This is a genomic window from Glutamicibacter soli (genome assembly GCF_003309065.1).
Classification (GTDB): Bacteria; Actinomycetota; Actinomycetes; order Actinomycetales; family Micrococcaceae; genus Glutamicibacter; species Glutamicibacter soli.
The window spans coordinates 265,999-289,818 of the sequence record NZ_POAF01000003.1; the positions used below are offsets into that span (position 1 = coordinate 265,999).

The window sequence follows — 23,820 nt, forward strand, 5'->3', positions numbered from 1 at the left end:
GAACATGACCGTTGTCATGGGTCGGCAGCGAGAATTTAGTTGCCGCATTTCAACTGTCGTTTCGGGGACGCGTCAGCGGATGTGAGCTTGGCTACTCCGGCGGGTTCATTCGTCACCGCGCCCGCACAGTACAGCAAGATCCCGGCATCGAAGTCTTTACCGGTCAGCCCGGCCAAAATGCCATTCCCCCATCGATTTACCGCAGTGATCTGCATCTATGCACGGGCAAACTCACAGCGAAATCCCGTAGGCTTTTCTCGTGCTAGATCATTCTTCATTTCTTTCGATAGTGACCGAACTTGGGTCGCCCACCATGGGTGCGGCTTTCCTGCCAGACTGGCTGAATCCCGCGGTCTTCCTTAACGACCCGGCTTTGGCGCCATGGGTCGTCCTGATCGTTTGCGGCATCGTTTTCGCGGAAACCGGCCTGCTGGTCGGTTTCTTCCTGCCCGGCGACTCAATGCTCTTCACCGTGGGCATGCTCATCGCCACCGGCACCATCCATGTCCCGCTGTGGCTGTTTGCCCTGTGCATTTTCGTCTGCGCCTTCGCAGGCGACCAAACCGGTTACATGATCGGGAAAAAGACCGGTCCCGCGATTTTCAAGAAGCCGGATTCACGCTTCTTCTCGCAGAAGAATGTCGAGCACGCCCACAGCTTCTTCGAGCGTTTCGGCGGCCGCGCGGTCATCCTGGCCCGCTTCGTTCCCGTGGTCCGCACCTTCGTTCCGGTGATCGCCGGTGTTGCCAAGATGAACCACAAGACCTTCGTCTTCTACAATCTGATTGGCGCTCTGTTGTGGGGTGTCGGCGTCACCTTGCTGGGCTTCTGGCTCGGACAGTTCAGCTGGATCGAAGAGAACATCGACCTCATCTTCATCCTGATTGTTTTCATCTCCGTGATTCCGATCGGCGTGGAACTGCTGAAGGCTTTCATGTCCGGGAAGAAGAACAAATCCACTTCCAACGGGAGCTTGGAAGACTAGATAATCTAAGCACTCCGGGAGCGGAACTGGCCTCCGCCCCACTGCACGCCGCGGCGCATCATCCACTGTTCGCAGGGTTGAATGCTGCCGCGGCGTGTTCCTTTGCAGACCATGTCCAGGCCCTCGTCCACCGCGCGCGCAGCCTCATCGGTAATGGGCCGGAAAACGTTCAGCAGCACCTCGCAGTCGCAGAAGCCGCCCAGCAGCTTGATCTTCCGCTCCAGGGCGGTAGCCCGCGGGGCCGAATAATCGCGGTAGTGCATCAGCGCGCGCAGGTTCGCGGCACAAGGTTCGGCGCCTGCGACTCGATATAGATAGCACGGCAGGCATTCACGGTCGACGGGATCCGGCAGTGACGGCATGGTTTTCTCCTCAACTCTGGGATGCAGTTCCGGCGGCCCGTTGCGGCTGCCTGCTCCCACTGTCAGTCACGATCCGCAAGGCTTCGCAACTGCCTGGCGAACTGTGGAGAACTGCTAACGCCCATCGGCATCCGGGATCCTGTCCAATGAAATGTGCCATGATTCAACTGTCCCCGTGCTGCCTTGTCCGGGGCACGGACTGCACCCCGTCACACATCACTAAGGTCGTACACGCATGGATGCCGATACGCTCACCTCGATTTCGCAGCAGCTGGCCGCACTGGCCGACGGCATGCGCCGCAGCGGGGTACCGACGGACGGAGCCCACGTGCATCGGGACGGCCTGTCCATGCGACTGATCTACTCGCGCCAGGATCTGGTAGACACCTTCAACGACTTCCAGGACCGGGCGGTGCATTCGATCGATGCGCTGGACCGAGGCGGCAGACCCGCGCATGCGGAGTCCCAATCGAAGTCCCAGCCAGCCGCGCTGGCCCGCGGGGTGCGCTTCCGGGTGGTCTACGACCCCTCGGTATTCGAGCGCGGAGACCTCACCCGGGCCATGCTGAACTCGGTCCGCCAAGGCGAGGAAGCCCGGGTCTCCACGAATGTCTCGACGCGGCTGCTGATCCGCGACCGCGAGGAGTTCATCATCCACACTTCGGAAGCCTCCGCCGCATCGCATCTGGCCGTGCAGCTCACCTCCCCGGTGCTGGCAGATTTCATCAACGATTCATTCACCAAGGTCTGGGAAACCGCCCTGCAGGTCAGCAACCGGAAGTTCGAGTCCGGAACGCTGCTGGAGGATGACGAGATCCAGATCCTGCGACTGCTGGCCGCCGGGCAGAAGGACGAGTCGGTGGCCCGTGCGCTGGGAGTCAGCGTGCGCACGGTGCAGCGCAAAATCCAGACCCTGCAGCGCGGATTCGGCGCAGCCAGCAGGTTCCAGCTCGGCGCCATCAGCGCCAGGCACCTGATCGTGGACCGCGAATCCGCAGACTGAATCAGCAGAGACTGATTAACGACGTGTCGGTTTTACGACACCGTTTTATGTCGTAGGCGCGGCGGATCCGTGAAAAGCTTGAATGACCGGGGCGCTAAGCCCTGCCATCCCAACAGTTCTCGTTTCACAGGAGCACCACGTCGATGAGTGAGAAACTCCCCAAGTCAATGCCGGTACCAAGCAGCGGGGAGAATGTCATTCCCCGGCTGGCGAACAGCCAGCCCTTCGTGGACTTCATGGCCAAGGGCTGGGAATCACCCCAATTGCCTGCCCCTGTCGATGCCGCGGCGTCGCAGGCCGCAGCCAACCACCGCGAGAACCTCTCGGCGGCCTTCGCCGGCCAGGGCATCATGGTGTTCGCCGGCCACGCACCGGTGCGGGCCAACGACAACTTCCACGAGTTCCGCGCCCACTCCGATTTCATGTACCTGGTCAATGCCCAGATCGAGACCGCCGTGCTGCTGGGCCACCCGACCAGCGACGGACATGACTTCGAACTGTTCCTGCCAGTCCCCTACGCGCCGGGCACCGCTGACTTCTTTTCCAATGCCATCCACGGCGAACTCTGGGTCGGCCCTAGCCACAAGCCGCTTGACTGGCAGCGCGCGTTGGGCATCCCGGTTCGCCCGATCCAGGAACTCGAGTCCGCCGTGCGTGCGGGCCGGTTCCAGGCCGCCGGCGCCGTGGACTCCAGCGAGCTGGACAAGCTGAACGCCCAGGATTCCCCCGCCTTGAAGCGGGTCCTCTCCCAGCTGCGCATGGTCAAGGACGCGTGGGAAATCGCCGAGCTGCGCGCTTCGGTGGACCACACCATTGACGGTTTCCGCCAGGTGCTGGCCGAGATCCCGCAGGCCATCACCTCCGGCGGCGAGCGCTGGCTGCAGGGCACCTTCGACCGCGCCGCCCGCACCTACGGCAACGGCCCGGGCTACGCCACCATCATCGGCGCCGGCATCCACGCGCCCACCCTGCACTGGACCCGCTGCGACGGCCCGGTGCGCGAAGACCAGCTGCTGCTGCTGGACATGGGTGTGGAGGAACGCTCCTGCTACACCGCAGATGTCACCCGCACCTTCCCGGTGGCCGGAGCCTTCACCGACGCCCAGCGCCAGGTCCACGACCTGGTGGAGAAGTCCCACCGCGCCGGACTGGCCGCGCTGGCTCCGGGCAAGCCGTACAGCGACTTCCACTTCGCCTGCATGGAGGAAATCGCCAAGGGCCTGCACGACTGGGACCTGCTGCCGGTCTCGGTGGACGAGGCGCTGTCCCCCATCGGCCAGCAGCACCGCCGTTGGCTGGTGTGCGGTGTGGGCCACCACCTGGGCCTGGACGTGCATGACTGCTCGCACTCGCACTACGAGGACTACCAGGGCGCGCTGTTGGAGGAAAACATGGTGCTGACCGTGGAACCTGGCCTCTACTTCCACGCCCACGACGCCATGGTCCCGCCGGAGCTGCGCGGCCTGGGCGTACGCATCGAGGACGACCTGCTGATCACCGCCACCGGCTACGAGAACCTCTCCGGCGAACTGCCGCTGGACGCCACCGGCCTGGAGCAGTGGATGGCCCAGGCGATGAACCTGGCGGTGCGCGCATGAGCACCCTGACCCTGTGCAACGCCACGGTTTTCGACGGCGAACGCTTCCTGGACGAGCCGGCGAACATCACCCTGGTCGACGGGACCATCACCGCTGTGGGCGCCCAGCACGAGGGAATCCTGGTCGACGCCGCCGGGCGCACCGTGCTGCCCGGGCTGATCGACGCGCACTTCCACGCCTACGCCGTGGCCCTGCAGGGCCTGGGCAACGAGCTGGGCCCGCTCTCCTACTCCGCGCTGGCCGGCTCCCACCGCCTGGCAGCCGCGCTGCGCCGCGGCTTCACCACCGTGCGCGACGTAGCCGGCGGCGACTTGGGCCTGGCCCGCGCCATCGAGGAGAAGCTGTTCGACTCGCCGCGCTACTACTTCACCGGCCCCGCCTTCAGCCAGACCGGCGGGCACGGCGACCCGCGCGAGGCGCACCTGGACACCTGCTTCAGCCACGGGCACATGTGCCAAATTGTCGACGGGCCCGACAACCTGCGCGTGGCAGTGCGCAATGCCTTCCGCACCGGGGCACACGCCATCAAGATCATGACCAGCGGCGGGGTCATCTCGCTGACCGACCCGCTGGAAATCCCGCAATACTCCCCCGAGGAAATCCGCATCATCACCTCCGAGGCGGCCCGCCGCGGCTCCTATGTCTGCGCGCACGCCTACTCGGTGCCGGCGATCCGCCACTCGGTGGAAAACGGGGTGCGCAGCATCGAGCACGGCAACCTGCTGGATGCCGACACCGCCAAGCTCATGGCGCAGCACGACGCCTTCCTGGTCCCCACCCTGGCCGCCTATGCCGCCATGGATGCGCGCGGCGAGGAACTGGGCCTGGCCGCGGTGTCCCAGGAGAAGAACCGGATCGCGCTACAGCGCGGGCAGCAGGCGGTGCGCCATGCGCTGGATGCAGGGGTCAAGGTCGGCTTCGGCAGCGATTTGATGGGCGAGCTGGGCGACGAGCAGCTCAACGGGCTGGCCCTGCAGGCCGCGGCTTGTTCAGTGGAAGACCTGCTGCGCTCGGCCACCAGCGTGAATGCGCAGCTGATCGGCAACGAGTCCATCGGCTCGCTGGCCGCCGGCAAGACCGCGGACCTGCTGGTGCTTGACGGCGATCCGCGCCAGGATGTGGACTTCCTGGTGTCCGAGGCCAAGGGCCGCACCGTCATCCAGGCCGGAGCCCCGGTCTTCGATTCGCTGGGACTGCTGGAGGGCGCCAAATGACCGCGCTGGCACAGGCCGTGCAGAACCTGGATGCGGCCCCGCGGCTGCTGGAGACCTACGTGGCCGGCGGCCGCCGCTTCCGCGACTACGTGCTTCAGGTGCCGCTGGACTGGAACAATCCGGGCGGCCCCGCCATCGAGTTGTTCTACCGCGAAATGGTGCGTGCGCACCTGGACGGGCAGCAGCTGCCGCTGATGGTCTACCTGCAGGGCGGGCCCGGCGGGCAGGGACCGCGCCCGGTGGGCGGTTCCGACCGGTTGGATACGGCGCTTGAACGCTACCGCGTGATCCTCATGGACCAGCGCGGCACCGGCCGGTCCACCCCGGTCACCGCCCAGGTGATCTCCGGATTCCCGGACGGCGACAGCGGCGCGGCGTACCTGGAGAACTTCCGCGCGGACTCCATCGTGGCCGATGCTGAGGCGATCCGCCGCCGCGGCTACCAAGGCCGCAAATGGGCCACGCTGGGCCAGAGCTACGGCGGGTTCCTGACCCTGAGCTACCTGAGCTACTTCGACGACGCGCTGACCGCCTGCTTCATCACCGGCGGGCTGCCGAGCCTTGAGCCGAGCGCCGCCGGGGTCTACGCCCGCACCATCCACCGGGTGCGTGCCAAGAACGAGCAGTTCTACCGCATGTACCCGCAGGACCGCGCCCGTGCCGCCAATCTGGCCCGCACGCTGGCCGAACGCGAGTTGCTGCTGCCCGACGGCGACCGCTTCACGGTCCGCCGGCTGCAGTCGCTGGGCATCGACTTCGGCATGGGTCCGGGCTTCGAACGCCTGCACTGGCTGCTGGAGCAATCCGGCGACGGCACCCAGCTCAGCGACTGCCTGCTGCAGGAGGTCCAGGCGCGCACCAGCTTTGCCGGGAACCCGTTGTTCGCGGTGCTGCAGGAGGACATCTACGGCAACGGGGCCAACGGCCCCAGCGCGTTCGCCGCCCAGGCGGAGCTGGAGCAGCACGCGGATTTCGCCACGGATGCGCCCACCTTGCTGTTCACCGGCGAAATGATGTTCCGCTGGACTTTCGAGGAGACCCGGCTGCTGCGCCCGTATATCCCGGCCGTCGAGGTGCTGGCAGCGCGCGGCACCCACCGGAAGATCTACGACCTTCAGAAGATCGCGGCGAACCAGGTTCCGATGGCCGCCGCCGTCTACTACGACGACATGTATGTGGATGCCGGCCTGTCGCTGGACACCGCGAAAAAGGTCGGCGGCCTGCAGGCCTGGGTCACCAATGAGCACGAGCACGACGGGATCAACGACCCAGCGGTGCTGCGCAGGCTCTTCGCCATGGTGGACGAGGTCGGCGGTCCGCTGGCCAGTTGAATCATTACGAAACCGTATTGACCATGCGTGAAGAGAGGCGGGCACGGATCATTCCGTGCCCGCTTCTTCGCATACCGCGAGTTCCAGTCCTAAGGAGTTCGAACCTGCAGGAACGAATCTGGGATCATGCGCAATGACTCAGAAGCTTGAATCAGGGATTCGGCTTATTGGCCTTTCCGATTCACCGAAGCCGCCACGGCACACCGTTCCTTTTGCTGGACGCGTGGTGCCGTGCGCACGTTCTGGGCAATCAGCCTTCATGCCATTGCAGACCAAAGCGGGCAAATGCCTCTTGCAGCTCGGGAAGGTCGGGCGGCATGGGAGAGGCTCCATCACAGGTTGGATCCGAGGACTGACAGCCAAGTCATCGGCACGTTCGAACACTGTCCAGACACGGATCTCATCACCGTGGCGGGAATTAAACCTCACACCATCGACGACAGGCTCGCCCGCTGTCTCTTCGTGCAGGTCGTAAAGCCATCTGGCGATGGATCTAGTGAGCACGCGGTCTCGGGCGTCCTTCAACAGGGCAGTATCGACGTCGGCGAGGGAAATATCATGTCGGTCGAAGGGGTAGTGGATGCTCAACGCGGCAATACTGCGTGAGTGGGTGACGTAGCAGTATTTGCCGCTTTGGCGTGCAGAACCGTACCGCCGGTCTTCCAACCATGAGTAGCCAATGGCGCATTGGGGAGCTTCGGGGTAGCTGCCAATGCTGCCGTCGTCGTCGATAATCTGGTCAAGCCCGGCGACCAGCTCGGGACTGGGACGGAAGTGGGCAAGCAGCTCGAGGAAGCATCCAAGAAGGCTTTCGGCAGTGTAGATGGTACGAAACTCGCCAAGCTGGTCATCCCAACGTCCACTGAAAAGTCCGTCGTCACCGGCGAACGGCCAAGGCGTCCAAGCCCAAAGTTCCGGTGAGAATCCGACGCGCCAAACATGGAGGGGTTCATCTGGGCACTCTATTTCAAGGTCCACGCTGTTTCCATGTTCGGGATTCATCATCGGCCGTAAGCGAATGATTTAGCGGCGACGATCACGTCCCGAGAACCAACTATCGGGTCAGACTCGCGCAGGACCTGGGCGGGTGCGTCATCATTCAAGCCGGGATTCATCCCCTTGAACCAGGACTGCACAGTTATAGCGTCGTAGCGATCCCGCAGAAGTGCCGCGGCATGAAAAGCATGACGAAGTCGTTCTTGGTCGACTTCGCCGGGAACGGATGAGCCATCTGCCCAAGTCGATACCGATCTGGAGGACTTCACCCCACCGATATAGGCAACCAGGCGCACACCCAATATCTCCCGCAACTGCGAAATGAGCTCATGAAACGGAAGACCGACGGAATCCTCGTACGCGCGAAGTCCCGGACGCTGATCAGGTGACACTGCTGCTTTCATGATTCGATTGTACTCTGGAATGCATGCTCAACCCATAGTAAAAATGCACCCAAAAACGCACCACCAAGCCTCATCAAGCAGCTCGAAAGGCGCAGATTTCAGCTATCGGAGTGTGCACGTTTCCGGGGTTTTGCCACACCGGACACAACAAGATCTACCCATCCTGATAAGGGAGAATACGGCCCGCATTATGTGGAACAGCAGGCGTTCCCCGGCCCGAACTCCGACGTCGTGCACACGCATCGCCATAGTGGATGCCCAAAGGCAGGCGGATCAGGACGCGGCGGTCCTGAAAGCGCCTAATATGTCATCGGCCGCTTGGCGTCACGACTGTCGCAGGATGGTTGGTTTCAAGAAGCTCAACATCGAAATTGACCACAAGGTTCGTGCGGAACCGGCGGTGCAGATCACCCAAGTTTCTCACCACCGATCCACGAGTCCTATACCCCGGACAGCGTCTGGCGCAAAAACGCTTCCACCCGCTCCAGCGCCTCGGCCACCCGTTCGTAACCGGCGGCGAACGACAGCCTGATGAACAGGTGCCCCTCGAACGGGTCGAAGTCGCCGCCCGGGGTCAGCGCCACCTGTGCATGTTCCAGCACCTGCCGGCAGTACTCTCCGGCGGTGCCGAAGCGGTCGAGCACACGCTCGCTGAGCCGCCCGTAGAGATAGAACGCGCCGTCGGCCGGCGCTGCCTGCTCGATGCCCAGCTTTCTGTAGTTGGCCAGCACCAGGTCGCGGGTCTTCGCGAACTCGGCGACCCGCTGCTCCGCCTCGGCAAGGCTCGACGGCTCGAAGGCGGCGATGACCGCACGCTGGGCCGGAGCCGGCGCGCACAAGGCGAGGTTCGAGGCCAGGGCGTCCACCGCGGCCAACATGTCGTCGGGGACGATCATCCAGCCCAGGCGCCACCCTGTCATGCCCCAGTACTTGGAGAAGGATGAAACCACGATCGAGGAGCGGGAGAACTCCCAGGAGGTGCGCCCCTTGCGCTCCGGGACGAATTCGATGCCATGGTAGATCTCGTCGCTGACCAGCCGCACGCCATGGGCGTCGCACCAGCTGCACAGCTCTTCGAGTTCCTCGGCGCTGAACATGGTGCCGGTCGGGTTGTTCGGCGAGGCGATGACCAGGCCGTCGAGCCTTCCGTGCTCGGCCAGGGCCTGCTCCAGCAGCTGCACGGTCGGCTGGAAACGTTCGGCTTCCCCGGTGGGGAGGTCCACCACCTGCAGGCCCAAGGCTCCGAGGATGTTGGCGTAGGCAGGATAGCCTGGACGGGCCAGAGCCACCACGTCCCCGGCGTCGAAGGCCGCGAGGAAGGCCAGCTGGAACGCCCCGGAGGATCCGGTGGTCATGACGAAGTTCCGCGCCGGGATCTGGACGCCGTAGCGGGCCAGGTAGTGCGCGGCCAAGGCCTCGCGGGTCTCGGCCAGCCCGGCGGTCGGGGTGTAGCCGAAATCCGCGTTCTGCGCATGCAGCTGCGCGGCGAGCTCATTGACCGCGGCGGGCGCTCCCCCACCGGGTTCCCCGACGCACAATGAGATCACGTCGCGGCCGGCGGCACGCAGGTGCGCGACTTCCTCGACGATCTGCATGACTTCGAACGGCGGGACTTCTCCGCGCTTCGACACCTTCACTACTTTGCGCCTTCAGCCAGGGTGCGTTCCTTGACCGGATGCCGGGAGAGCACCGAGATGCGATTGAACGCGTTCATCGCCACGGCGATCCACTGGATGGCCGCCACCTGCTCATCGGAGAACACCAGACGGGCCGAGGCCACAGCTGCAATGCGTTCCTCGGGGGTGGGCAGGTTGGTTGTTGCTTCGGCGATGGCCAGCGCCGCGCACTCTTCCTCGTCGAACAGTCCGCCGCATTCGTTCCACGTGGACAGCAAGTTGATACGCTGCATCGTCTCCCCTGCGTCGATGGCCTTGCGGGCATGGAGGTCAAGGCAGTAGGCGCAGCCGTTGATCTGCGAGACCCGCAGGTTCACCAGTTCGGCCAGCCGGTCGCTGATGCCTGCGTCCTGGTAGGACTTGGTCAGCTGATTGGCGAACTTCCCAATAGAGTTCCACAACTCCGGATTGGATTTATCAAGGAAAAGAGGATCTGAGACAGCCATATCTGAACCATACCGCCCGGCGCTTGCAACCTCCTAGTTCGCTTCGGGCGCTCAGCCACCGACTATGGGACAAGACCCTCAAGTCCCTGTTCGTGCCCTTCAGGACAATATATTGCGATGTAGCAACAAAAGCTGCAGGTTACGTGACGGCGGCGGCGAGACTGCCGCATTCGATAGCAACCCATCAGGATGCTTGCCCGTTGCCCTACTGGCCTGCTGGATTCGCGCATAGAATACCGGCATGATCTGGATAGGCGGCGGCGAGGTGGCGTGATGCAGATTCAAACGTGCGGGCAACTGGATTCCAAGGACCTGGTCCAGCTATGCGATTTCATGCGCGAGAACATTTCCTCGCTGAGCCTGACCCCGTGGACCACCGCGATTCTCGGCCTGCTCACGGGTCTGGCCATCACCTGGGTGACGGTGCTGGGCAACCGCAGGGCGCAGCGCACCGAACGCCGGAACACCGCGCAGCTGCGTGCGCTGATCGCGGTCCAGGATGTGGCCTTGGAGCTTCGCAGCAAATGGACGGCGCATCTGGACCACCTGCAGTCGGGCTCCGGAGGTCCCGATCCCTTTCCGGCGCTGGCCCAGGCCGCGTTGCAGGGAGAATTCCGCACCGCGGCCAGCCGCATCGACAACAACGAACTGCGGGAAGAGTACGCCCGCTGGGAGACGTACGCGGAGTTGTTCTTCAACAACTCGGGCAGGCAGCAGGGTTATGAGGAGCAGAAGCTCTGGGACACCGTGCTGGAGCGCTCGGGGAAGAACATCCGCTGGATCGACGCCTAGTCCAGCGACTGCACGTTGATCTGCACGTCATGGGTGGCCCCGGCGGCCCGAATGGCGTCCTGCCATTCGGGGCTGCCACCGAGCACCTCGAAGTGCACGATGTTCCGGTTGCGCAGCTCGGTGGCGAGCTGGCTGGCGAAGTCCTCGTTGTTCACGACCATCCAGCGCCCGTCGAGCACCACCGGCTCGTCGGCTTTCACCTCGTCGGCCCAGACCAGGTCCTTGGCCAGGTCCCGGGAGACGGCAATCCTCGGAAGCCGAATCGTGCTCATGAGCAGTCCTCCCTCTACTTAGGTCTTAGCCAAAGTATAGGCTTCTCTGCCCGGGGTAGCGGTGGCTACTTGTCGCCGTCGGCGGCCAGCTGGCCGCAGGCGCCGTCGATTTCCTTGCCGCGGGTATCGCGCAGGGTGGTCGGCACACCCAGCTCGTCCAGGCGGCGCACGAACTTCGAGGTGATGTCCGGCTCGCTGCGGGTCCAGATGGAGCCCGGCACCGGGTTCAGCGGGATCGGGTTCACGTGCACCCAGCCGCGGCCGCGGGCGTTGAGCTTCTTCGCCAGCATTTCGGCGCGCCACTCGTGGTCGTTCATGTCCTTGATCAGCGCGTACTCGATGGAGACGCGGCGTCCGGTCTTCACGTAGTAGTCGTAGGCGGCATCCAGCGCCTCGTCGACCTTCCAGCGCGAGTTCACCGGGATCAGCTCGTCGCGCAGCTCGTCATCCGGTGCGTGCAGCGATAGCGCGAAGGTGACCGGCACGTCCTCGTTGGCCAGCTTGCGGATGGCAGGAACCAGGCCGACGGTGGAGACGGTGATGCCGCGAGCGCTCATGCCCAGGCCCTCCGGGGCTTCGGCGACCATGCGGTGCACGGCGTTCATGACGCGCTTGTAGTTGGCCAGCGGTTCGCCCATGCCCATGAACACGATGTTGCCCACGCGCTCGTCGGGGTGCTTCTGGCCGCCCAGTCCGCCTTCGGCGATGACGCGGTTGGCCTGGACGATCTGGTCCAGGATCTCTGCGGTGGACATGTTGCGGGTCAGGCCTGCCTGGCCGGTGGCGCAGAACGGGCAGTTCATGCCGCAGCCGCACTGCGAGGAGATGCACAGGGTGATGCGGTTCGGGTAGCGCATCAGCACGGACTCGACCAGCGAGCCGTCGAACAGGCGCCACAGGAACTTGATGGTCTTGCCGTCGTCGGTGGTCAGCCGCTTGACCTCGGTCAGCAGCTTCGGGAACATCGCGTCGACCAGTTCCTCGCGGCGGTCCTTGGGCAGGTCGCTCATCTTGGCAGGGTCGGTGGTGTAGTGCTGGAAGTAGTGCACCGAGAGCTGCTTGGCGCGGAATGCCGGCAGCCCCAGTTCCTTCAGCTTCTCCTGGCGCTCGGCCAGGGTGAGGTCAGCCAGGTGGGTCGGCGGCTGGGAGACGCGGCGCTTGGTGGCGAACTGCAGTTCGGGGCGGCCGTCGGCGCCCATCTCCTGCTTCCATCCCTCGGCGGTCGGAATGACCTGCGCACGGCCTTCGGCCTGGGCGCGGGAGGTGGAGATACGCAGCTGCTGGGCACGCTGGGCGGCGGCCTGCTCCTGGCGCAGGGCCTTGCGCTCGTCAGCGGAAAGTGTGGTGGGGTTGCTCGAAGTCATCACCATCCATTGTTTCACGTATCAGCTGGGTGCAGGCGGTGAGTTTGGGCACGCGCGGCATTCAGGTCATGGTGAAGCTGCGGGCCACCGTATCGCGCACCGTGCGGTTCCCCGCCGCGGCGCTGAACAGCAGGTTGCGCGCCGGCAGCAGCCACGGCGCCACCGGCCGGCCCAGCGCCATGTTCAGGTGCGCTTTCAGGCCAGCCTGCCGGGCGGCTTTCAGCTGCCGCGCCTGGAACTGCTGCAGCTGCCCGTCCTCCGGGCCGGCGCCGGAGGCCAACAGCTCCGCGAGCTGCGCCGCACCGATCAGGCCCAGGCACATGCCCTGCCCGCCGATGGGGCTGATCTGGTGCGCGGCATCGCCCAGCAGCACCGCCCGGCCTTGCACCATGCTGGTTGCCCTGCGGTTGGCGGTGGCGAAGCTGCTGCGCATGGTGCAGGCTTGGGCGTCCACCCGGTGGCCGGTGCGTGCGCGGATCAGCGTCGGCAGGTCCGTGTCCACCGACTGCCCGCGTCCGAGTCTGGCCACCCAGCGGCGCAGGCCTTGCGGCAGCGGGAAGGACTCGACGATGCCCTGCGACTCGATGAACAGCGCGGCGGTCTGCGACCAGCCGGTGGATTCGGGGAAGTCGCCCATGAGGTAGCGGTCCGGCAGCTGCCTGCCGCGAAACCCCGCTCCGAGCTCGGCGCGCACCGACGACTGCACCCCGTCGGCGCCGATCAGCCAGGAGGCTTCCCGGGTCTGCACTCCCCCGGGCCCGGCCACGGTGAAGCGGATGGATTCGCGCGACTGTCCCTCGATGCCATGGAATTCATGGCCTTCGGCCAGGGCCTGCGGGTCCAGTTCGCGCAGCCGGTCCCGCAGCAGCGTCATGGTCTGGTGTTCCGGCAGCGCCAGCACGTACGGGTAGGGGCCGGGCAGCGAGGAGAAGTCCAGCTCGGCGATCTGCCGGCCGTTGCTGATGCCCACTCCCCGGCGGATTGCGGTGCCCTGCTCTGCGAGCTGCGCCGCCAGCCCGGCGCGGGCCAGCACCTGCTGGGCCGGAGGGTGCAGGCCGATGGCCCGGGAGTGCGCGGAGATTCCGCGGCGGCGCTCGAAGACCCGCACGGTCCACCCCTGCTGGGCCAGGAGCACCGCCAGGCCCAGCCCCACCGGCCCGCCGCCGATGATCGCCGCGCCATCCATGATTTTCGCCCCCTTTGCCCTTGCGGTCATGACCAGGCCGGCCGGTAGGCCAGCAGGTTTCTGAACGGCTTGGCGGTATGCACCTGCCATCCGGCAGGCACGCGGCGGACAAGTTCCACCGGGGTGTAGCTGCGGCGGATGGAGGCCAGCCCGTCGCGGCGGATCAGCGAGGTCCTTGCCAGTGGCAGCGTCGCCGCGCCGAACAGCAGCGAAGCGATTCGGGAGCGCCGGATGTCCGCGTGCAGCCCCAGCCCGGTGGCCAGGGCTTCGGTGTCGGCCAGGATCCCGCGCAGCTGGGCATCGTCCAGGTGGTGCAACAGATGATTGGAGATGACCACGTCGAAGACCTCTCCGCCGCGCACCAGGTCCGCGCTGGTGCAGCGCAAGAATTCGATCTTCCCGGCCGGCAGGACGCTTTTCGCCGCGGCCTGCCGGGCGAAGGCGATGGCCCGCTCATCCGGGTCGATGCCCAGCACGCCCAGCTCGTAGCCGTCGCGCAGTGCCCAGCGGGCCAGCTGCAGGGCGATGTCTCCCCCGCCGCAGCCGATGTCCAGCAGGCGGGCCGGTTCGCCGGAGGCCAGCAGCGGGGCGATCTGCTGCGCGTAGATCCCCTTCCATCCGCCGACCGCCCTGTTTACCAGCGGGAACTGGGCGTAGGTCCGGTTCAGCAGCACGGGGTCGCAGTCCGGATGGTCCATGGCCTCCAGCTCGTCGGGACGCCGCCGCATCAGCTGGTTCCGGAAACCGTCGCCACCGTGAACAGGCCGGTTTCCACCGTGAGCCCGGGGCCGAAGGCCATGGCGCAGATGCGTTCTCCGGCGCCGGTGCTGCCGGCTTCGAGGATTTCCTTGAGCACGAACAGCACGGTGGAGCTGGACATGTTGCCGTAGTCCTTGAGGATCCGGCGGGCCGGGTGCAGCTGCGTTTCGGAGAGCTGCAGCCGGTTCTGGATCCGGTCCAGGATGGCGCGGCCTCCCGGGTGGATGCCCCAGTGGGTGATCTGCCCGATCTCCAGCGGTCCCTCCGCGTCGGCGTCCAGCAGCGGCGTGAGCGCGTCGGTGATGTGGTCGTCGATGATGTGCGGGACGTAGGTTCCCAGCACCATTTCGAACCCGTGGTCCCCGATGTTCCAGGCCATCGATTCCTCGCCCACCGGGGTCAGCGTGGTCTTCAGGTCGTCGATCTGCAGCCCCTCGCCGCCCCGGGCCACCACCGCGGCGGCGGCGCCATCGGCGAAGATGGCCGAGCCCATGATGGTGTCCGGGTCGTTGGAGCTGTGCACGTGCAACGTGCACAGCTCCACGCAGACCACCAGCACGGTGGCGTTCTCGTCGGCCAGGCAGAAATCCCGGGCCGCGCGCAGCGCCGGGAATGCTGCATAGCAGCCCATGAATCCCAGATGGTGGCGGACGGTCGAGGGATTCAGCCCGAGACTGCGCACGATCTGGTAGTCCGGGCCGGGGTTGTAGAAGCCGGTGCAGGACACCGTGATCACGTGGGTGACATCCGCAGGTTCGAGCCCCGGGCAGGCATCCAGCGCCTTCCGCGCGGCCTCGATGAACAGTTCGCCTGCGTGCTCCACGTAGACCCGGTTCCGCTCGGCGGTGCTCGGCGACTTGAGCAGGCCGGAAGAACGGTCATAGAACATCGGTTCAGCCGGTTCGGGCAGCTCGGTGTTGAATTCCGAAACGCAGCTGTAGCGGGTGTCGATGTCCGCGGAGTTGAAGGAGGTCGCCACCAGCCGCTGTCCCAATCGGCTGAGGTCGGGCTGTGCGGCGAAGACGTCCCTGACGTCGTCCTGCTTCAAGACTGTCGAAGGTACGGCGGTCTGGATCGTTCTGATGATCACTGGCATGACCCGAGCCTAGGACCTGCGCGCGACCGGTGTAAACCATCGCACGCAACTGCCAGGAAACCAGGATCGGCCGCCAGCGCCGCGGGTGCACGTGCCAGCTCTCCACTCGTCGTCGCGTGCCACGACGGCTGGCAGCCGTCTGGAACCCCTCGCAACGGCAGCGTGAAATGTCCTACCCTGAAACCCCGTCATGCATGCGCCGCAGGCGGCATGGGAACAAGTTATGAGTGAGGCGGAATAAAGGCAACCATGAGCAATGAAGACGCAGTGGAGCGAACGGAAGACGGCAGATATCTGGTCATTTCCGGCCGGAAGTGGCGTGCGAGCGATCCCGGGATCCCGCCGAAGCTCCGACAGGAGCTCGTCGACGAACTGATGAATGCCCGCCGTGAGATAGGACGCGGGGACGAAGAAGCCCGCGCCAGGGTCCACGAGGCGAAGCTGGCTCTGGGCGAGCGCGGACAGCCGTGGTGGGAAGAAGCCCGCGAGGACAAGCTGGATGAACGCATCCGGGCGGCGATCTTCACCCTGCTGCGCAAGAGGCAGGGGTCCTCGATCTGTCCCAGCGATGTCGCACGCATCGTCGGCGGGGGTGGCGAACGCTGGCGGTCCCGGATGGAACGCGTCCGGCAGGTGGCCGCTTCCCTGGCCGCAGACGGCGCGATTCGGGTGACCCAGAAAGGGCATGACGTCGATGCGCACAATGTCTGTGGTCCCGTGCGACTGCAACTGGCCCGAATGGACCCGCGGGAGCAAGATTAGGCCGTACGGACAATGGCTTGCACGAAACTGGAGGAGCGGCCCTTGGACACGCCAGTGGCCCCGTCGCAACGACGGGGCCACTGGCGTGATCGACTTCTACTTGTTGTCGGTTGCGTCCTTGAACGCGTCCTTGGCCTTTTCGCCAGCCTGCTTGGCATTCGCGGCAGCCTGATCCTTGACGCCTTCGGCCTGCAACGACCTGTCGTTCGTCGCCTTGCCCGTGGCTTCCTTGGCCTTGCCAACAACTTCTTCTGACTTGTTCTGAATCTTGTCTCCGAGACCCATCTTGCCCTCCTCAGTTATTCGGTTGAAACGACACCCATTACGCTACAGAAAATGTTGTCCGCCGGTCTCGCCGCTGGATAATTCCAAGGAAACGTCAAGGATGCATGTCAGGCAAGTGCAGGAACACTGCCCGGAACGGGGCACTACGAACCGGGCCCATGCGCGGCTACCGGCCGAGCAGCGCGGCACATTTCAGACGGCAGGCTTTTCAGTCCTTGGCGCCGGATCGCGGTGGACGCTGCGTGTGCCCGGGCCATGCGTGCTGCGCGGCTGCTGCCGATCGCGGATCATCGCCGCGGTGGTGCGGATGAACACGGAGATCCACGTGAAAAGGATCGCCACGGCCGACAGCTCGAAACCGGTCAGGTTGTAGTAGGACCAGGAATCCCAGAGCAGGAACGCCACCCACAGCGCACCCACGGCAGAGAGGGACATCATGTGGAAGACCGCCGGATACCCCGGCAGCAGGACCATCGTTCCCAGCAGCAGGATGATCATGGCGGCGGAGGCCAGCTGGACGAACGCCGAATGCACCCCAAGGGACAGGTTCATCGGGACGCTGCCCACGCCGATGATTCCCACGGACACCGCGACCAGGCACCAGCCCACCACCCGGGGGCGCGGGCGCAGCTTGCGAATCAGCGGGTAGCGTTCAAGGTTCGGACGGCAGCGGTAGGTCCGCGACAGCACGTCCAGGTCCCTGGTCAGGAACTCGGTGAACGAGATCAGCACCAGTCCGGAGATGATCATGGTCGTGTTGAACGTCCAGAAGGAGCCCATACCGGATTGCGAGGTCCCCAGCCGGGAGAACATCCCCTGCCACCAGCCTTGGTCCTCGGCCAGCAGCATGCTGATCAGCACTCCGGCGGCCATGTAGATGCCCAGGACCACCGACAGGTTCTCGGCGCTGGTGCGCGCCGTAGCCACCAGCGCCAAATAGGCGCTCAGCCCGGTGATGCCGCTGACGGCCAGCGACCCGGCCAGCACATCGAGGCGCAGGCCGATGAACGCTTGCTGGAACAGGTGCGTGGCCACCAGGATCATCATCACGGTGCTGGCCACGTGGACCAGTACCAGGCCGAGGGCGGCAACATACTGGCGCCAGGCCGGGATGCGGCGCAGCCACGGTTCACGCTGGCGCAGCAGGCTCCGGAACGCATAGGCGCTGGACAGCCCCGCCGAGACGCCGCCGGTCACCGAAGCCACGGAACCCACCGACAGTCCGCCGAACAGCGCGGGGCGCTCGCCGGCGAAGATGATCAAGGCCGTGGCCATCCCGAACAGCGCGCAGAACAGTCCCGACCACAGCGCGTTCCGCTCGATTTCGAGTTCGGTCACGCGCTTGGGATTCGTCGGTTCGGGGAAGTGGAGAGGCACGACATCCATTGTTCCATGAACAATTCAGGCAGTGCCGGGCAGGCCGTTAGACCAGTTCCGTGATGCCGTTGACCAGCAGGCCGACCGCTCCGGCAAGCGCGACTAGCACCACGAAGGCACGGCTGACTTTCGCCGGGATCTTCGGCGCCAGGAAATTGCCCAGCACGATACCCAGCACCATGGCCACCAGGCAGGCGGTCCACTGGATCCAGTCAAGCTGCGGCATGCCGCCCTTGGCGACCAGCGAGGACACCGCAAGGACCAGGAAGTAGAGCTGCACGGAAATCGCGAATTTCGCCTGCGGCCAGCGGCTGGCCACCGCGTAGCCGGCGATGGCCGGGCCGGAGACGCCGGCGGTGACCGACATGAATCCGGAGATGGCGCCGGCGCCGATGGCCAGCCCCTTGCTTTGCGCGGCCGGCAGATTGCGGACCAGGAAGCTGGCGCCCAGCGCGAGGATCACCATGATCGAGATGCCGATGGTCAGCCAAGGACCGCCGAGCAGCGTGGCCACCCACGCACCGGGGAAGGTCATGATCACCGCGGGCACCAGCAGCAGCGCGATCTTCTTGTATTCGACCTGCCGGAAGACCTGGGCGAAGATCAGCAAGCTGCTGCACGCTCCAAGGAAGTTCACCAGCATGATGCCTTCGAACGGCCCGAGCACCAAGACCAGGAATGGAGAGGCTACCAGCGCAAAACCCATACCGGAGATGCGTTGCGTGGATGCCCCTGCGAACACCGCTGCCGCCAAGCCGATCAACGCACCGAGTTGCACTGTTTGCTCCACGCGGACTCCGCTCCTGGTTGCTTGTCATGGTTTGCCGAGGCGCGGCGTTCTTGGGAAGGTGCGGGAAGACCAGTCCCCGAAAATGCACACTCGACCTCTGTATTCGACGATACACGTCAACAAGGCCTGACTTGAACCATTCCCGGCCTCCGCACCAATCCGGTAACGGCGCCGTCCGACCCGCAATATTACGACCCCGGCGTCGGCCCGGCGAGTCACCGGGCCTAGGCTGAAGAGATGAGCACCGACGTCGATTTCCTGGTCATCGGGGGCGGAGCCATGGGCTCGGCCGCCGCTTTCTCCCTTGCCGGCCAGGGACACCAGGTCCTGTTGCTGGAGCGTTTCGCCCGCGGACACCATGAGGGCGCGTCCCACGGCAGCACACGCAACTTCAACCCCGCCTACGCGGATCCTGCCTATGTCGGGCTCCTGCGCCGCGCGAACCAACTGTGGGAAGACCTTTCGCAGGCCGGCAAGGTCAAGCTGCTGAACCGGACCGGGCTGGTCAATCACGGCGACGAACCCGGCCAGCAGGCGATCCACAGGACGCTTACGGCCGCCGGCATCCAAAGCGAACTGCTGGACGCAGCCGAGGCCGGCGAGCGCTTTGCCGGCATGAGGTTCCAGACGCAGGCTTTGCATATTCCCAGCGACGGGCAGCTGAATGCCGACCTGGCCGTGGCCACCCTGCAGCGGCTGGCAGCCGCCGCCGGAGCCGAGATCCGCCACCGGCACCGGGCGCTCCAGCTGGAGGTCGTCTCGGATGAGCTGGTCAAGATCCACGTGGATGACGGCCGGCGCACCGGCACGCTGTCCGCACGCCATGTCATCCTCACCGCTGGTGCGTGGACCCGCACGCTGCTGGGACCGGGCTTCGAGCTGCCGCGCCTGCACGTCACCGAGGAGCACCCGGTGCACTTCGCCCGGCGCGGGGAATCCGCCCACTGGCCCGGCTTCAACCACACCCTCGCCCCGGGAGACCACGACGGCCTGAGGATTTTCGCTCCGGTGTACGGCATGCACACCCCGGGCGAGGGCATCAAGGTCGGCTGGCACGGATCGGGCGAAGTCATCGATCCGGACCGCCGCCCGCACCGGCCGGTCGCCGAGCAGCTCGACGCCCTGCAGGCCTATGCCCGCCGCTGGCTTCCGGGCACCGATCCTGACAGCTTCGAGCCGGTGTCCTGCACCTACGCCAACACGGAGGACGAGCATTTCATCCTCGACCGGCTGGGGCCGGTCACCGTGGGCGCAGGGTTCAGCGGCCACGGCTTCAAGTTCGTGCCCGCCATCGGCGAGCACCTGGCCCAGCTGGCCACCGGGGCGGCCGGAACGATCCCGCGGTTCGCGGCCAGCCGTCTAATCGACATCCCGGTGTTCCTCGAACGCCGGAGCCGGGCCGGAGTGTCCTAGCCCCAGCGCACGCGCAGCCCGGCCCTGCGGAAGGGCCGGGCTGCGCGCTGCGGGAGCTAGGAAGTTTCCTGCTTCACGTACCTGGTTTCCGGACGGGATTCGTAGAACGCCGCACGGCGCTTGCGGGCCCCGATCAGGAACACCGCGCCGAGCACCAGGATTCCCACCCCGACCACGAACACCAGGCCCATGCCCGCCACGTGCGTCCCGGAACCGTACTCCGGGTCCAGCGAGTCCACGGTGGTCTGCAGGAACACCGCCACCAGCGCCAGCCCGCCCAGCAGCGGAGCCAGCCCGCGGATGAGGAAGTTGCGCGCCGAGGCGAGAAGCGTGTGGCGGAAGAACCAGACGCAGGCGAATGCAGTGACCCCGTAGTAGAAGCAGATCATCATGCCCAGCGCCAGGATGGTGTCGTTCAAGACGTTGGTGGAGACAAAACGCATCATCGCGTAGAAGCCGGTGGAGACCACCGCCGCCACGATGGTGGAGAAGGCAGGAGTGCCGAACTTCGGGTGGATCCGGGTGAACGCCTGCGGCAGCGCCCCGTGGTGCCCCATGGCCAGCATCGAGCGGGCCGGGGAAATCATGGTGGACTGCAGCGAAGCCGCGCAGGACGCCAGGGTCGCCAGCGACAGCAGGATGGCTGCCGGCCCCATGACCGGGCCGGCCAGGGCCGCGAACACGTTGCCGATGTTCTCCGGATTCGCCAGGCCCAGACCTGAATCCCCCACCCCGGCGAACACCGTGGCCGCCACGGAGGTCAGCAGGTACACGGCCAGCACGATCACCGCGGTGAACCCGGCGGCCAGACCGGAGGTGCGCTCGCCGTTCTTGGTTTCCTCGTTCATGGACAGGCAGACGTCCCAGCCCCAGAAGGCGAAAATGGACAGGCTCAGTCCCACCGCCATGGCGGAGAAGGAATCGATGCCCAGCGGGTTGAACCACTCGGCGGAGAACTGCACCGCCGGGGCCGCCTTGTCCAGGGCCGCGATGGTGAACCAAAGCAGCACCACCACCTGGAAGCCGACCAGCAGGTACTGCACCAGCGAGGCGGCGTGCAGCCCGCGCACCGAGATCCAGGTGGCGCCCAGCATGAACACCAAGCAGGTGGCCACGTTGATCCACGGGTTGGACGCCAGCTCGGCCAGCTGTTCCTGCCCGGTGGCCTGGGCGAGGAAGAGGTAGAAGAAGTCCACCGCCACCCCGGCCAGGTTGGAGAGCACGATGATGTTCGCCGCGAGCATTCCCCAGCCGCCCATCCACCCGGCACGCGGCCCGAAGGCCTTCCACACCCAGGTGAAGGTGGTGCCGTTGTCCGGCATGGCCCGGTTCAGCTCGCGGTAGCCCAGGGCCACCAGGAACATCGGGATGAACCCGACGATGAAGATGGCCGGCAGGTGCGTGCCCACCGCTTCGGCGGTGGGGCCGAGCGTGCTGGCCACCACGTAGCTGGGCGCAATGGTGGATACGCCGATCACGATGGCCGTGAACAGGCCGATCTGGCCTGCAGTCAGGCCCTTGCCTGTTTCGGTGACCGGGCTGGTGCTCAGCCGGCTGGGTTTCGTCTTGTCTTTCATCGCACTGGATCCTTTACCGGGCGGGGTGTTCTATCGCTTCGGAACCTGCTGGGTGATGCAGTGGATTCCTCCGCCGCGGGCATACAGCTCGGTGGCGTCCACCGCGACGACCTCGCGGCCCGGGTAGGCCTGGGCGAGGATCCGCGCGGCCTGCGCATCGTTTTCATCGTTGAAGCAGCAGGCGATGACTCCCCCGTTGGTGACCAGGTGGTTGATGTAGGAGTAGTCCACCCAGCCTTCCTCGTCCTTCAGCGTCTTGGGCGCCGGGACGGGGACCAGGCGCAGCTTGCGACCCTTGGCGTCGGTGGCCGCCTCCAGGAGGCTGCGCACCTCGGCGGAAATCGCATGGTCCGGATGGGCCGGGTCTTGCTGGTCGTGGTAGAGCACCACACCGGGTTCTGCGAAGCAGGCGACGATGTCCACGTGGCCGCGGGTGCCGAACTCCTCGTTGTCCCGGGTCAGCCCGCGCTCCAGCCAGATGACCTTCTGCGCGCCGAGCTGCTTGGCGAACTCGGCCTCGATGTCCGCGGCGCTGGCTTCCGGGTTGCGTCCCGGGTCCAGCTGGACGCTGCGGGTGGCGAGCATGGTGCCCTCGCCGTCCACGTGGATTCCGCCACCCTCGTTGGTGATCGAGGACTGCACCCGGGCAGTCTGCTCCAGCTGCGCGACCTGGGCGGCGATCTTCGAGTCCTTGCCCCAGGAGGCCCAGGACTGGGCACCCCAGCCGTTGAAGTTCCAGTCGATGGCGGCCAGTTCGCCGGAGGCGTCGCGCACGAAGGTCGGCCCGATGTCCCGCATCCAGGCGTCGTCCAGCTCGCGCAGCGCGTAGCTGACCTCCTCGCCCAGGTGGCGGCGGGCGTCCGATTCGGCCTGCGGGTCCACGACCATGGTCACCGGGGTGAAGCGGGCGACGGCCTTGGCCACCGCGGCCCAGGTGCTGCGCGCGGCTTCGGCCTCCTCGGCGGTGTCGCCCAGGGTGTAGCCGCCGGAGGGGAAGGCCATGTAGATGCGTTCGTGCGGATCGGTTTCCGCGGGCATGAGGAACTCAGACATGGGAGCTCCCCATCTCTCCCAGACCGGACTCGGCACGGGCTTCGGTCAGCGCGCCGTAGGTTTCCGGGCGGCGGGTGCGCAGGAACGGGAAGAGCGTCAGCCAGTCGCGGCGGGCGTCCAAATCCAGGGTTGCCACCAGGACGGCGGATTCGTCGCGCGGAGCGCGCGCCAGGATGCGGCCATACGGATCCGAGATGAAGGAGGAACCGTAGAAGGTCAGTGCGCCTTCGTCGCCCCAGCGGTTGGGGACCACCATGAACAGCCCGTTGGCGATGCCGTTGCCGATGATGGTCTGGCGCCACAGCGGTTCGGTGTCGAAGTCCGGGTGGTCCGGTTCGGAGCCGATAGCCGTCGGGTAGGCCACCAGGTCCGCGCCGGCCAGCGAGTAGATGCGCGGCGGCTCGCTGAACCATTCGTCCCAGCAGGTGGGCAAGCCCATGGCCAGGCCATTCAGCTCCTCGAGGCGGTGCACCGGGTAGGGATCCTCGCTCGGGCCTTCGCGGAAGTACTTGTCCTCGTAGTATCCGGCGGTGCGCGGAATGTGCAGTTTGTTGGTCAGCGCGACGATTTCGCCTTGCGGCGACACGACCACGGCGGTGTTCAGTCCCAGGCCGTCCTCGGCCGGGGCCTTGCGGAACAGCGAAATGTGCACATGAATGGAGTAGCGCGCGGCCATGTCGCGGGCGAAGGCGACGGTCGGCCCGCTCTCCAGGTCCTCGGCGGACTCGTCGGCAGCGTCCGGGTTCGGCACCACGAAGGCCGGGTACTTGCTCAGCGTCAGCTCCGGCAGGTACACGATCTTGGCCCCTCGGGAGGCCGCGCGGCGGATGCCGTCTTCCAGTTCGTCGCGCAGTGCCTGCGGGTCTTCGTGCCAGTGGTGCTGGACCAGCGCGACCGTCAGTTCCCCGCGCTCGGCGGCGTCCACGCGGGCCGGAGAGGCCGGCGGGGTGAGAGCGAGTATTTCTTTCATGGCTATGCTCCATCGCTAAAACGAATGTGATTCGTTTACAGGATAAGCAGTGCCCCGCGTCACACGCAAGAGGTAAACGAATGATTTTCGTTTAATTCGGATATGCTCG

24 protein-coding genes are annotated in these 23,820 nt (G+C 65.7%); 8 read left to right on the forward strand and 16 right to left on the reverse strand.

Annotated features, from left to right (window positions below):
* Nucleotides 1-313 precede the first annotated feature (313 nt).
* Nucleotides 314-985, forward strand: coding sequence for a DedA family protein (locus tag C1H84_RS07825; protein ID WP_113607051.1), 672 nt, complete (start codon nucleotides 314-316; stop codon nucleotides 983-985).
* 5 nt (nucleotides 986-990) lie between these two features.
* On the opposite strand, the gene C1H84_RS07830 is transcribed toward C1H84_RS07825, so the two are convergent.
* Nucleotides 991-1,347, reverse strand: coding sequence for a DUF2695 domain-containing protein (locus C1H84_RS07830; RefSeq protein WP_082344844.1), 357 nt, complete (start codon nucleotides 1,345-1,347; stop codon nucleotides 991-993).
* A gap of 235 nt (nucleotides 1,348-1,582) precedes the next feature.
* Here C1H84_RS07830 and C1H84_RS07835 point away from each other — a divergent pair, with 235 nt between their 5' ends.
* The 4 genes from C1H84_RS07835 (at nucleotide 1,583) to C1H84_RS07850 (ending at nucleotide 6,493) form a co-directional block, all read left to right on the forward strand.
* Entirely contained in the window at nucleotides 1,583-2,350 is a 768-nt protein-coding gene (locus C1H84_RS07835; protein WP_113607052.1) for a helix-turn-helix transcriptional regulator, read from the forward strand.
* Between the two features lie 143 nt (nucleotides 2,351-2,493).
* Nucleotides 2,494-3,948 (forward strand): aminopeptidase P family protein, encoded by a 1,455-nt coding sequence (locus C1H84_RS07840; RefSeq protein WP_244910845.1) that lies wholly within the window; start codon nucleotides 2,494-2,496, stop codon nucleotides 3,946-3,948.
* The gene (locus C1H84_RS07845) at nucleotides 3,945-5,162 is read left to right on the forward strand and encodes a metal-dependent hydrolase family protein (protein WP_113607054.1); all 1,218 of its coding nucleotides are present in this window, start codon (nucleotides 3,945-3,947) and stop codon (nucleotides 5,160-5,162) included. Before C1H84_RS07840 ends, C1H84_RS07845 begins: the two co-directional genes overlap by 4 nt.
* A complete protein-coding gene (locus C1H84_RS07850; RefSeq protein ID WP_113607055.1) occupies nucleotides 5,159-6,493 on the forward strand; it encodes an alpha/beta fold hydrolase in 1,335 nt (444 codons plus the stop codon). Before C1H84_RS07845 ends, C1H84_RS07850 begins: the two co-directional genes overlap by 4 nt.
* A gap of 138 nt (nucleotides 6,494-6,631) precedes the next feature.
* On the opposite strand, the gene C1H84_RS07855 is transcribed toward C1H84_RS07850, so the two are convergent.
* The 4 genes from C1H84_RS07855 to C1H84_RS07870 all read right to left on the reverse strand — a co-directional run bounded on the left by C1H84_RS07855 (nucleotide 6,632) and on the right by C1H84_RS07870 (nucleotide 9,970).
* Nucleotides 6,632-7,471, reverse strand: a complete 840-nt coding sequence (locus C1H84_RS07855) for an RES family NAD+ phosphorylase (RefSeq protein WP_220124891.1) — start codon at nucleotides 7,469-7,471, stop codon at nucleotides 6,632-6,634.
* A 23-nt stretch (nucleotides 7,472-7,494) separates the two neighbouring features.
* On the reverse strand, nucleotides 7,495-7,893 hold the full coding sequence (locus C1H84_RS07860; protein WP_082344847.1) for a hypothetical protein: 399 nt from the start codon (nucleotides 7,891-7,893) through the stop codon (nucleotides 7,495-7,497).
* A 440-nt stretch (nucleotides 7,894-8,333) separates the two neighbouring features.
* Nucleotides 8,334-9,530, reverse strand: a complete 1,197-nt coding sequence (locus C1H84_RS07865) for a pyridoxal phosphate-dependent aminotransferase (RefSeq protein WP_047120189.1) — start codon at nucleotides 9,528-9,530, stop codon at nucleotides 8,334-8,336.
* Entirely contained in the window at nucleotides 9,530-9,970 is a 441-nt protein-coding gene (locus tag C1H84_RS07870; RefSeq protein ID WP_244910846.1) for a carboxymuconolactone decarboxylase family protein, read from the reverse strand. The genes C1H84_RS07865 and C1H84_RS07870 overlap by 1 nt, the downstream gene beginning before the upstream one ends.
* A gap of 318 nt (nucleotides 9,971-10,288) precedes the next feature.
* Between C1H84_RS07870 and C1H84_RS07875 the strand changes: the two genes are divergently transcribed.
* Nucleotides 10,289-10,807 carry a hypothetical protein gene (locus C1H84_RS07875; protein ID WP_113607057.1) on the forward strand — a complete coding sequence of 173 codons (519 nt, stop codon included), beginning with the start codon at nucleotides 10,289-10,291 and terminating at the stop codon, nucleotides 10,805-10,807.
* Here the strand turns inward: C1H84_RS07875 and C1H84_RS07880 are convergent.
* From C1H84_RS07880 to C1H84_RS07900, 5 genes are all read right to left on the reverse strand, one after another.
* Nucleotides 10,804-11,079 (reverse strand): hypothetical protein, encoded by a 276-nt coding sequence (locus C1H84_RS07880; RefSeq protein WP_047120192.1) that lies wholly within the window; start codon nucleotides 11,077-11,079, stop codon nucleotides 10,804-10,806. The two genes, C1H84_RS07875 and C1H84_RS07880, sit on opposite strands and share 4 nt — an antisense overlap.
* A 65-nt stretch (nucleotides 11,080-11,144) precedes the next feature.
* Complete coding sequence (rlmN, locus tag C1H84_RS07885) at nucleotides 11,145-12,443, reverse strand: dual-specificity RNA methyltransferase RlmN (RefSeq protein WP_231735894.1); 1,299 nt, start codon at nucleotides 12,441-12,443, stop codon at nucleotides 11,145-11,147.
* A gap of 61 nt (nucleotides 12,444-12,504) precedes the next feature.
* Nucleotides 12,505-13,629, reverse strand: coding sequence for an FAD-dependent oxidoreductase (locus tag C1H84_RS07890; protein WP_181728074.1), 1,125 nt, complete (start codon nucleotides 13,627-13,629; stop codon nucleotides 12,505-12,507).
* Nucleotides 13,630-13,655: 26 nt separating this feature from the next.
* Nucleotides 13,656-14,357 (reverse strand): methyltransferase domain-containing protein, encoded by a 702-nt coding sequence (locus C1H84_RS07895; protein WP_113607060.1) that lies wholly within the window; start codon nucleotides 14,355-14,357, stop codon nucleotides 13,656-13,658.
* Nucleotides 14,357-15,484 carry a type III polyketide synthase gene (locus C1H84_RS07900; protein ID WP_113607061.1) on the reverse strand — a complete coding sequence of 376 codons (1,128 nt, stop codon included), beginning with the start codon at nucleotides 15,482-15,484 and terminating at the stop codon, nucleotides 14,357-14,359. The genes C1H84_RS07895 and C1H84_RS07900 overlap by 1 nt, the downstream gene beginning before the upstream one ends.
* Nucleotides 15,485-15,733: 249 nt before the next feature.
* On the opposite strand from C1H84_RS07900, the gene C1H84_RS07905 reads away from it, so the two are divergent.
* Nucleotides 15,734-16,246 carry a DUF3253 domain-containing protein gene (locus C1H84_RS07905; RefSeq protein WP_113607062.1) on the forward strand — a complete coding sequence of 171 codons (513 nt, stop codon included), beginning with the start codon at nucleotides 15,734-15,736 and terminating at the stop codon, nucleotides 16,244-16,246.
* Nucleotides 16,247-16,342: 96 nt separating this feature from the next.
* Here C1H84_RS07905 and C1H84_RS07910 read toward each other — a convergent pair whose 3' ends face one another.
* From C1H84_RS07910 to C1H84_RS07920, 3 genes are all read right to left on the reverse strand, one after another.
* Entirely contained in the window at nucleotides 16,343-16,531 is a 189-nt protein-coding gene (locus C1H84_RS07910; RefSeq protein ID WP_047120197.1) for a CsbD family protein, read from the reverse strand.
* Nucleotides 16,532-16,723: 192 nt separating this feature from the next.
* Nucleotides 16,724-17,908, reverse strand: coding sequence for a hypothetical protein (locus C1H84_RS07915; RefSeq protein ID WP_146955960.1), 1,185 nt, complete (start codon nucleotides 17,906-17,908; stop codon nucleotides 16,724-16,726).
* 46 nt (nucleotides 17,909-17,954) lie between these two features.
* Nucleotides 17,955-18,698: a sulfite exporter TauE/SafE family protein gene (locus tag C1H84_RS07920; protein ID WP_082123997.1), complete on the reverse strand. Its 744-nt coding sequence runs from the start codon at nucleotides 18,696-18,698 to the stop codon at nucleotides 17,955-17,957.
* Between the two features lie 237 nt (nucleotides 18,699-18,935).
* On the opposite strand from C1H84_RS07920, the gene C1H84_RS07925 reads away from it, so the two are divergent.
* Nucleotides 18,936-20,111, forward strand: coding sequence for an FAD-dependent oxidoreductase (locus C1H84_RS07925; protein WP_113607063.1), 1,176 nt, complete (start codon nucleotides 18,936-18,938; stop codon nucleotides 20,109-20,111).
* A 56-nt stretch (nucleotides 20,112-20,167) separates the two neighbouring features.
* Here the strand turns inward: C1H84_RS07925 and C1H84_RS07930 are convergent, their stop codons facing one another.
* The 3 genes from C1H84_RS07930 to C1H84_RS07940 are packed head-to-tail and all read right to left on the reverse strand — an operon-like array spanning nucleotide 20,168 to nucleotide 23,711.
* The gene (locus C1H84_RS07930; protein WP_113607064.1) at nucleotides 20,168-21,688 is read right to left on the reverse strand and encodes an APC family permease; all 1,521 of its coding nucleotides are present in this window, start codon (nucleotides 21,686-21,688) and stop codon (nucleotides 20,168-20,170) included.
* 30 nt (nucleotides 21,689-21,718) lie between these two features.
* Entirely contained in the window at nucleotides 21,719-22,741 is a 1,023-nt protein-coding gene (locus C1H84_RS07935) for an agmatine deiminase family protein (RefSeq protein WP_047120201.1), read from the reverse strand.
* Nucleotides 22,734-23,711, reverse strand: a complete 978-nt coding sequence (locus C1H84_RS07940) for a nitrilase-related carbon-nitrogen hydrolase (protein ID WP_047120202.1) — start codon at nucleotides 23,709-23,711, stop codon at nucleotides 22,734-22,736. Before C1H84_RS07940 ends, C1H84_RS07935 begins: the two co-directional genes overlap by 8 nt.
* Nucleotides 23,712-23,820: the final 109 nt, after the last annotated feature.

Bases quoted from the DNA above. Each gene is read 5' to 3' on its own strand.
- C1H84_RS07900 (WP_113607061.1), bottom strand. From the start codon at position 15,484: ATGCCAGTGATCATCAGAACGATCCAGACCGCCGTACCTTCGACAGTC.
- C1H84_RS07825 (WP_113607051.1), top strand. From the start codon at position 314: ATGGGTGCGGCTTTCCTGCCAGACTGGCTGAATCCCGCGGTCTTCCTT.
- C1H84_RS07845 (WP_113607054.1), top strand. From the start codon at position 3,945: ATGAGCACCCTGACCCTGTGCAACGCCACGGTTTTCGACGGCGAACGC.
- rlmN (WP_231735894.1), bottom strand. From the start codon at position 12,443: ATGACTTCGAGCAACCCCACCACACTTTCCGCTGACGAGCGCAAGGCC.
- C1H84_RS07895 (WP_113607060.1), bottom strand. From the start codon at position 14,357: ATGCGGCGGCGTCCCGACGAGCTGGAGGCCATGGACCATCCGGACTGC.
- C1H84_RS07880 (WP_047120192.1), bottom strand. From the start codon at position 11,079: ATGAGCACGATTCGGCTTCCGAGGATTGCCGTCTCCCGGGACCTGGCC.
- C1H84_RS07905 (WP_113607062.1), top strand. From the start codon at position 15,734: ATGAGCAATGAAGACGCAGTGGAGCGAACGGAAGACGGCAGATATCTG.
- C1H84_RS07860 (WP_082344847.1), bottom strand. From the start codon at position 7,893: ATGAAAGCAGCAGTGTCACCTGATCAGCGTCCGGGACTTCGCGCGTAC.
- C1H84_RS07835 (WP_113607052.1), top strand. From the start codon at position 1,583: ATGGATGCCGATACGCTCACCTCGATTTCGCAGCAGCTGGCCGCACTG.
- C1H84_RS07850 (WP_113607055.1), top strand. From the start codon at position 5,159: ATGACCGCGCTGGCACAGGCCGTGCAGAACCTGGATGCGGCCCCGCGG.
- C1H84_RS07875 (WP_113607057.1), top strand. From the start codon at position 10,289: ATGCAGATTCAAACGTGCGGGCAACTGGATTCCAAGGACCTGGTCCAG.
- C1H84_RS07890 (WP_181728074.1), bottom strand. From the start codon at position 13,629: ATGGATGGCGCGGCGATCATCGGCGGCGGGCCGGTGGGGCTGGGCCTG.
- C1H84_RS07930 (WP_113607064.1), bottom strand. From the start codon at position 21,688: ATGAAAGACAAGACGAAACCCAGCCGGCTGAGCACCAGCCCGGTCACC.
- C1H84_RS07935 (WP_047120201.1), bottom strand. From the start codon at position 22,741: ATGTCTGAGTTCCTCATGCCCGCGGAAACCGATCCGCACGAACGCATC.
- C1H84_RS07830 (WP_082344844.1), bottom strand. From the start codon at position 1,347: ATGCCGTCACTGCCGGATCCCGTCGACCGTGAATGCCTGCCGTGCTAT.
- C1H84_RS07925 (WP_113607063.1), top strand. From the start codon at position 18,936: ATGAGCACCGACGTCGATTTCCTGGTCATCGGGGGCGGAGCCATGGGC.
- C1H84_RS07940 (WP_047120202.1), bottom strand. From the start codon at position 23,711: ATGAAAGAAATACTCGCTCTCACCCCGCCGGCCTCTCCGGCCCGCGTG.
- C1H84_RS07840 (WP_244910845.1), top strand. From the start codon at position 2,494: ATGAGTGAGAAACTCCCCAAGTCAATGCCGGTACCAAGCAGCGGGGAG.
- C1H84_RS07910 (WP_047120197.1), bottom strand. From the start codon at position 16,531: ATGGGTCTCGGAGACAAGATTCAGAACAAGTCAGAAGAAGTTGTTGGC.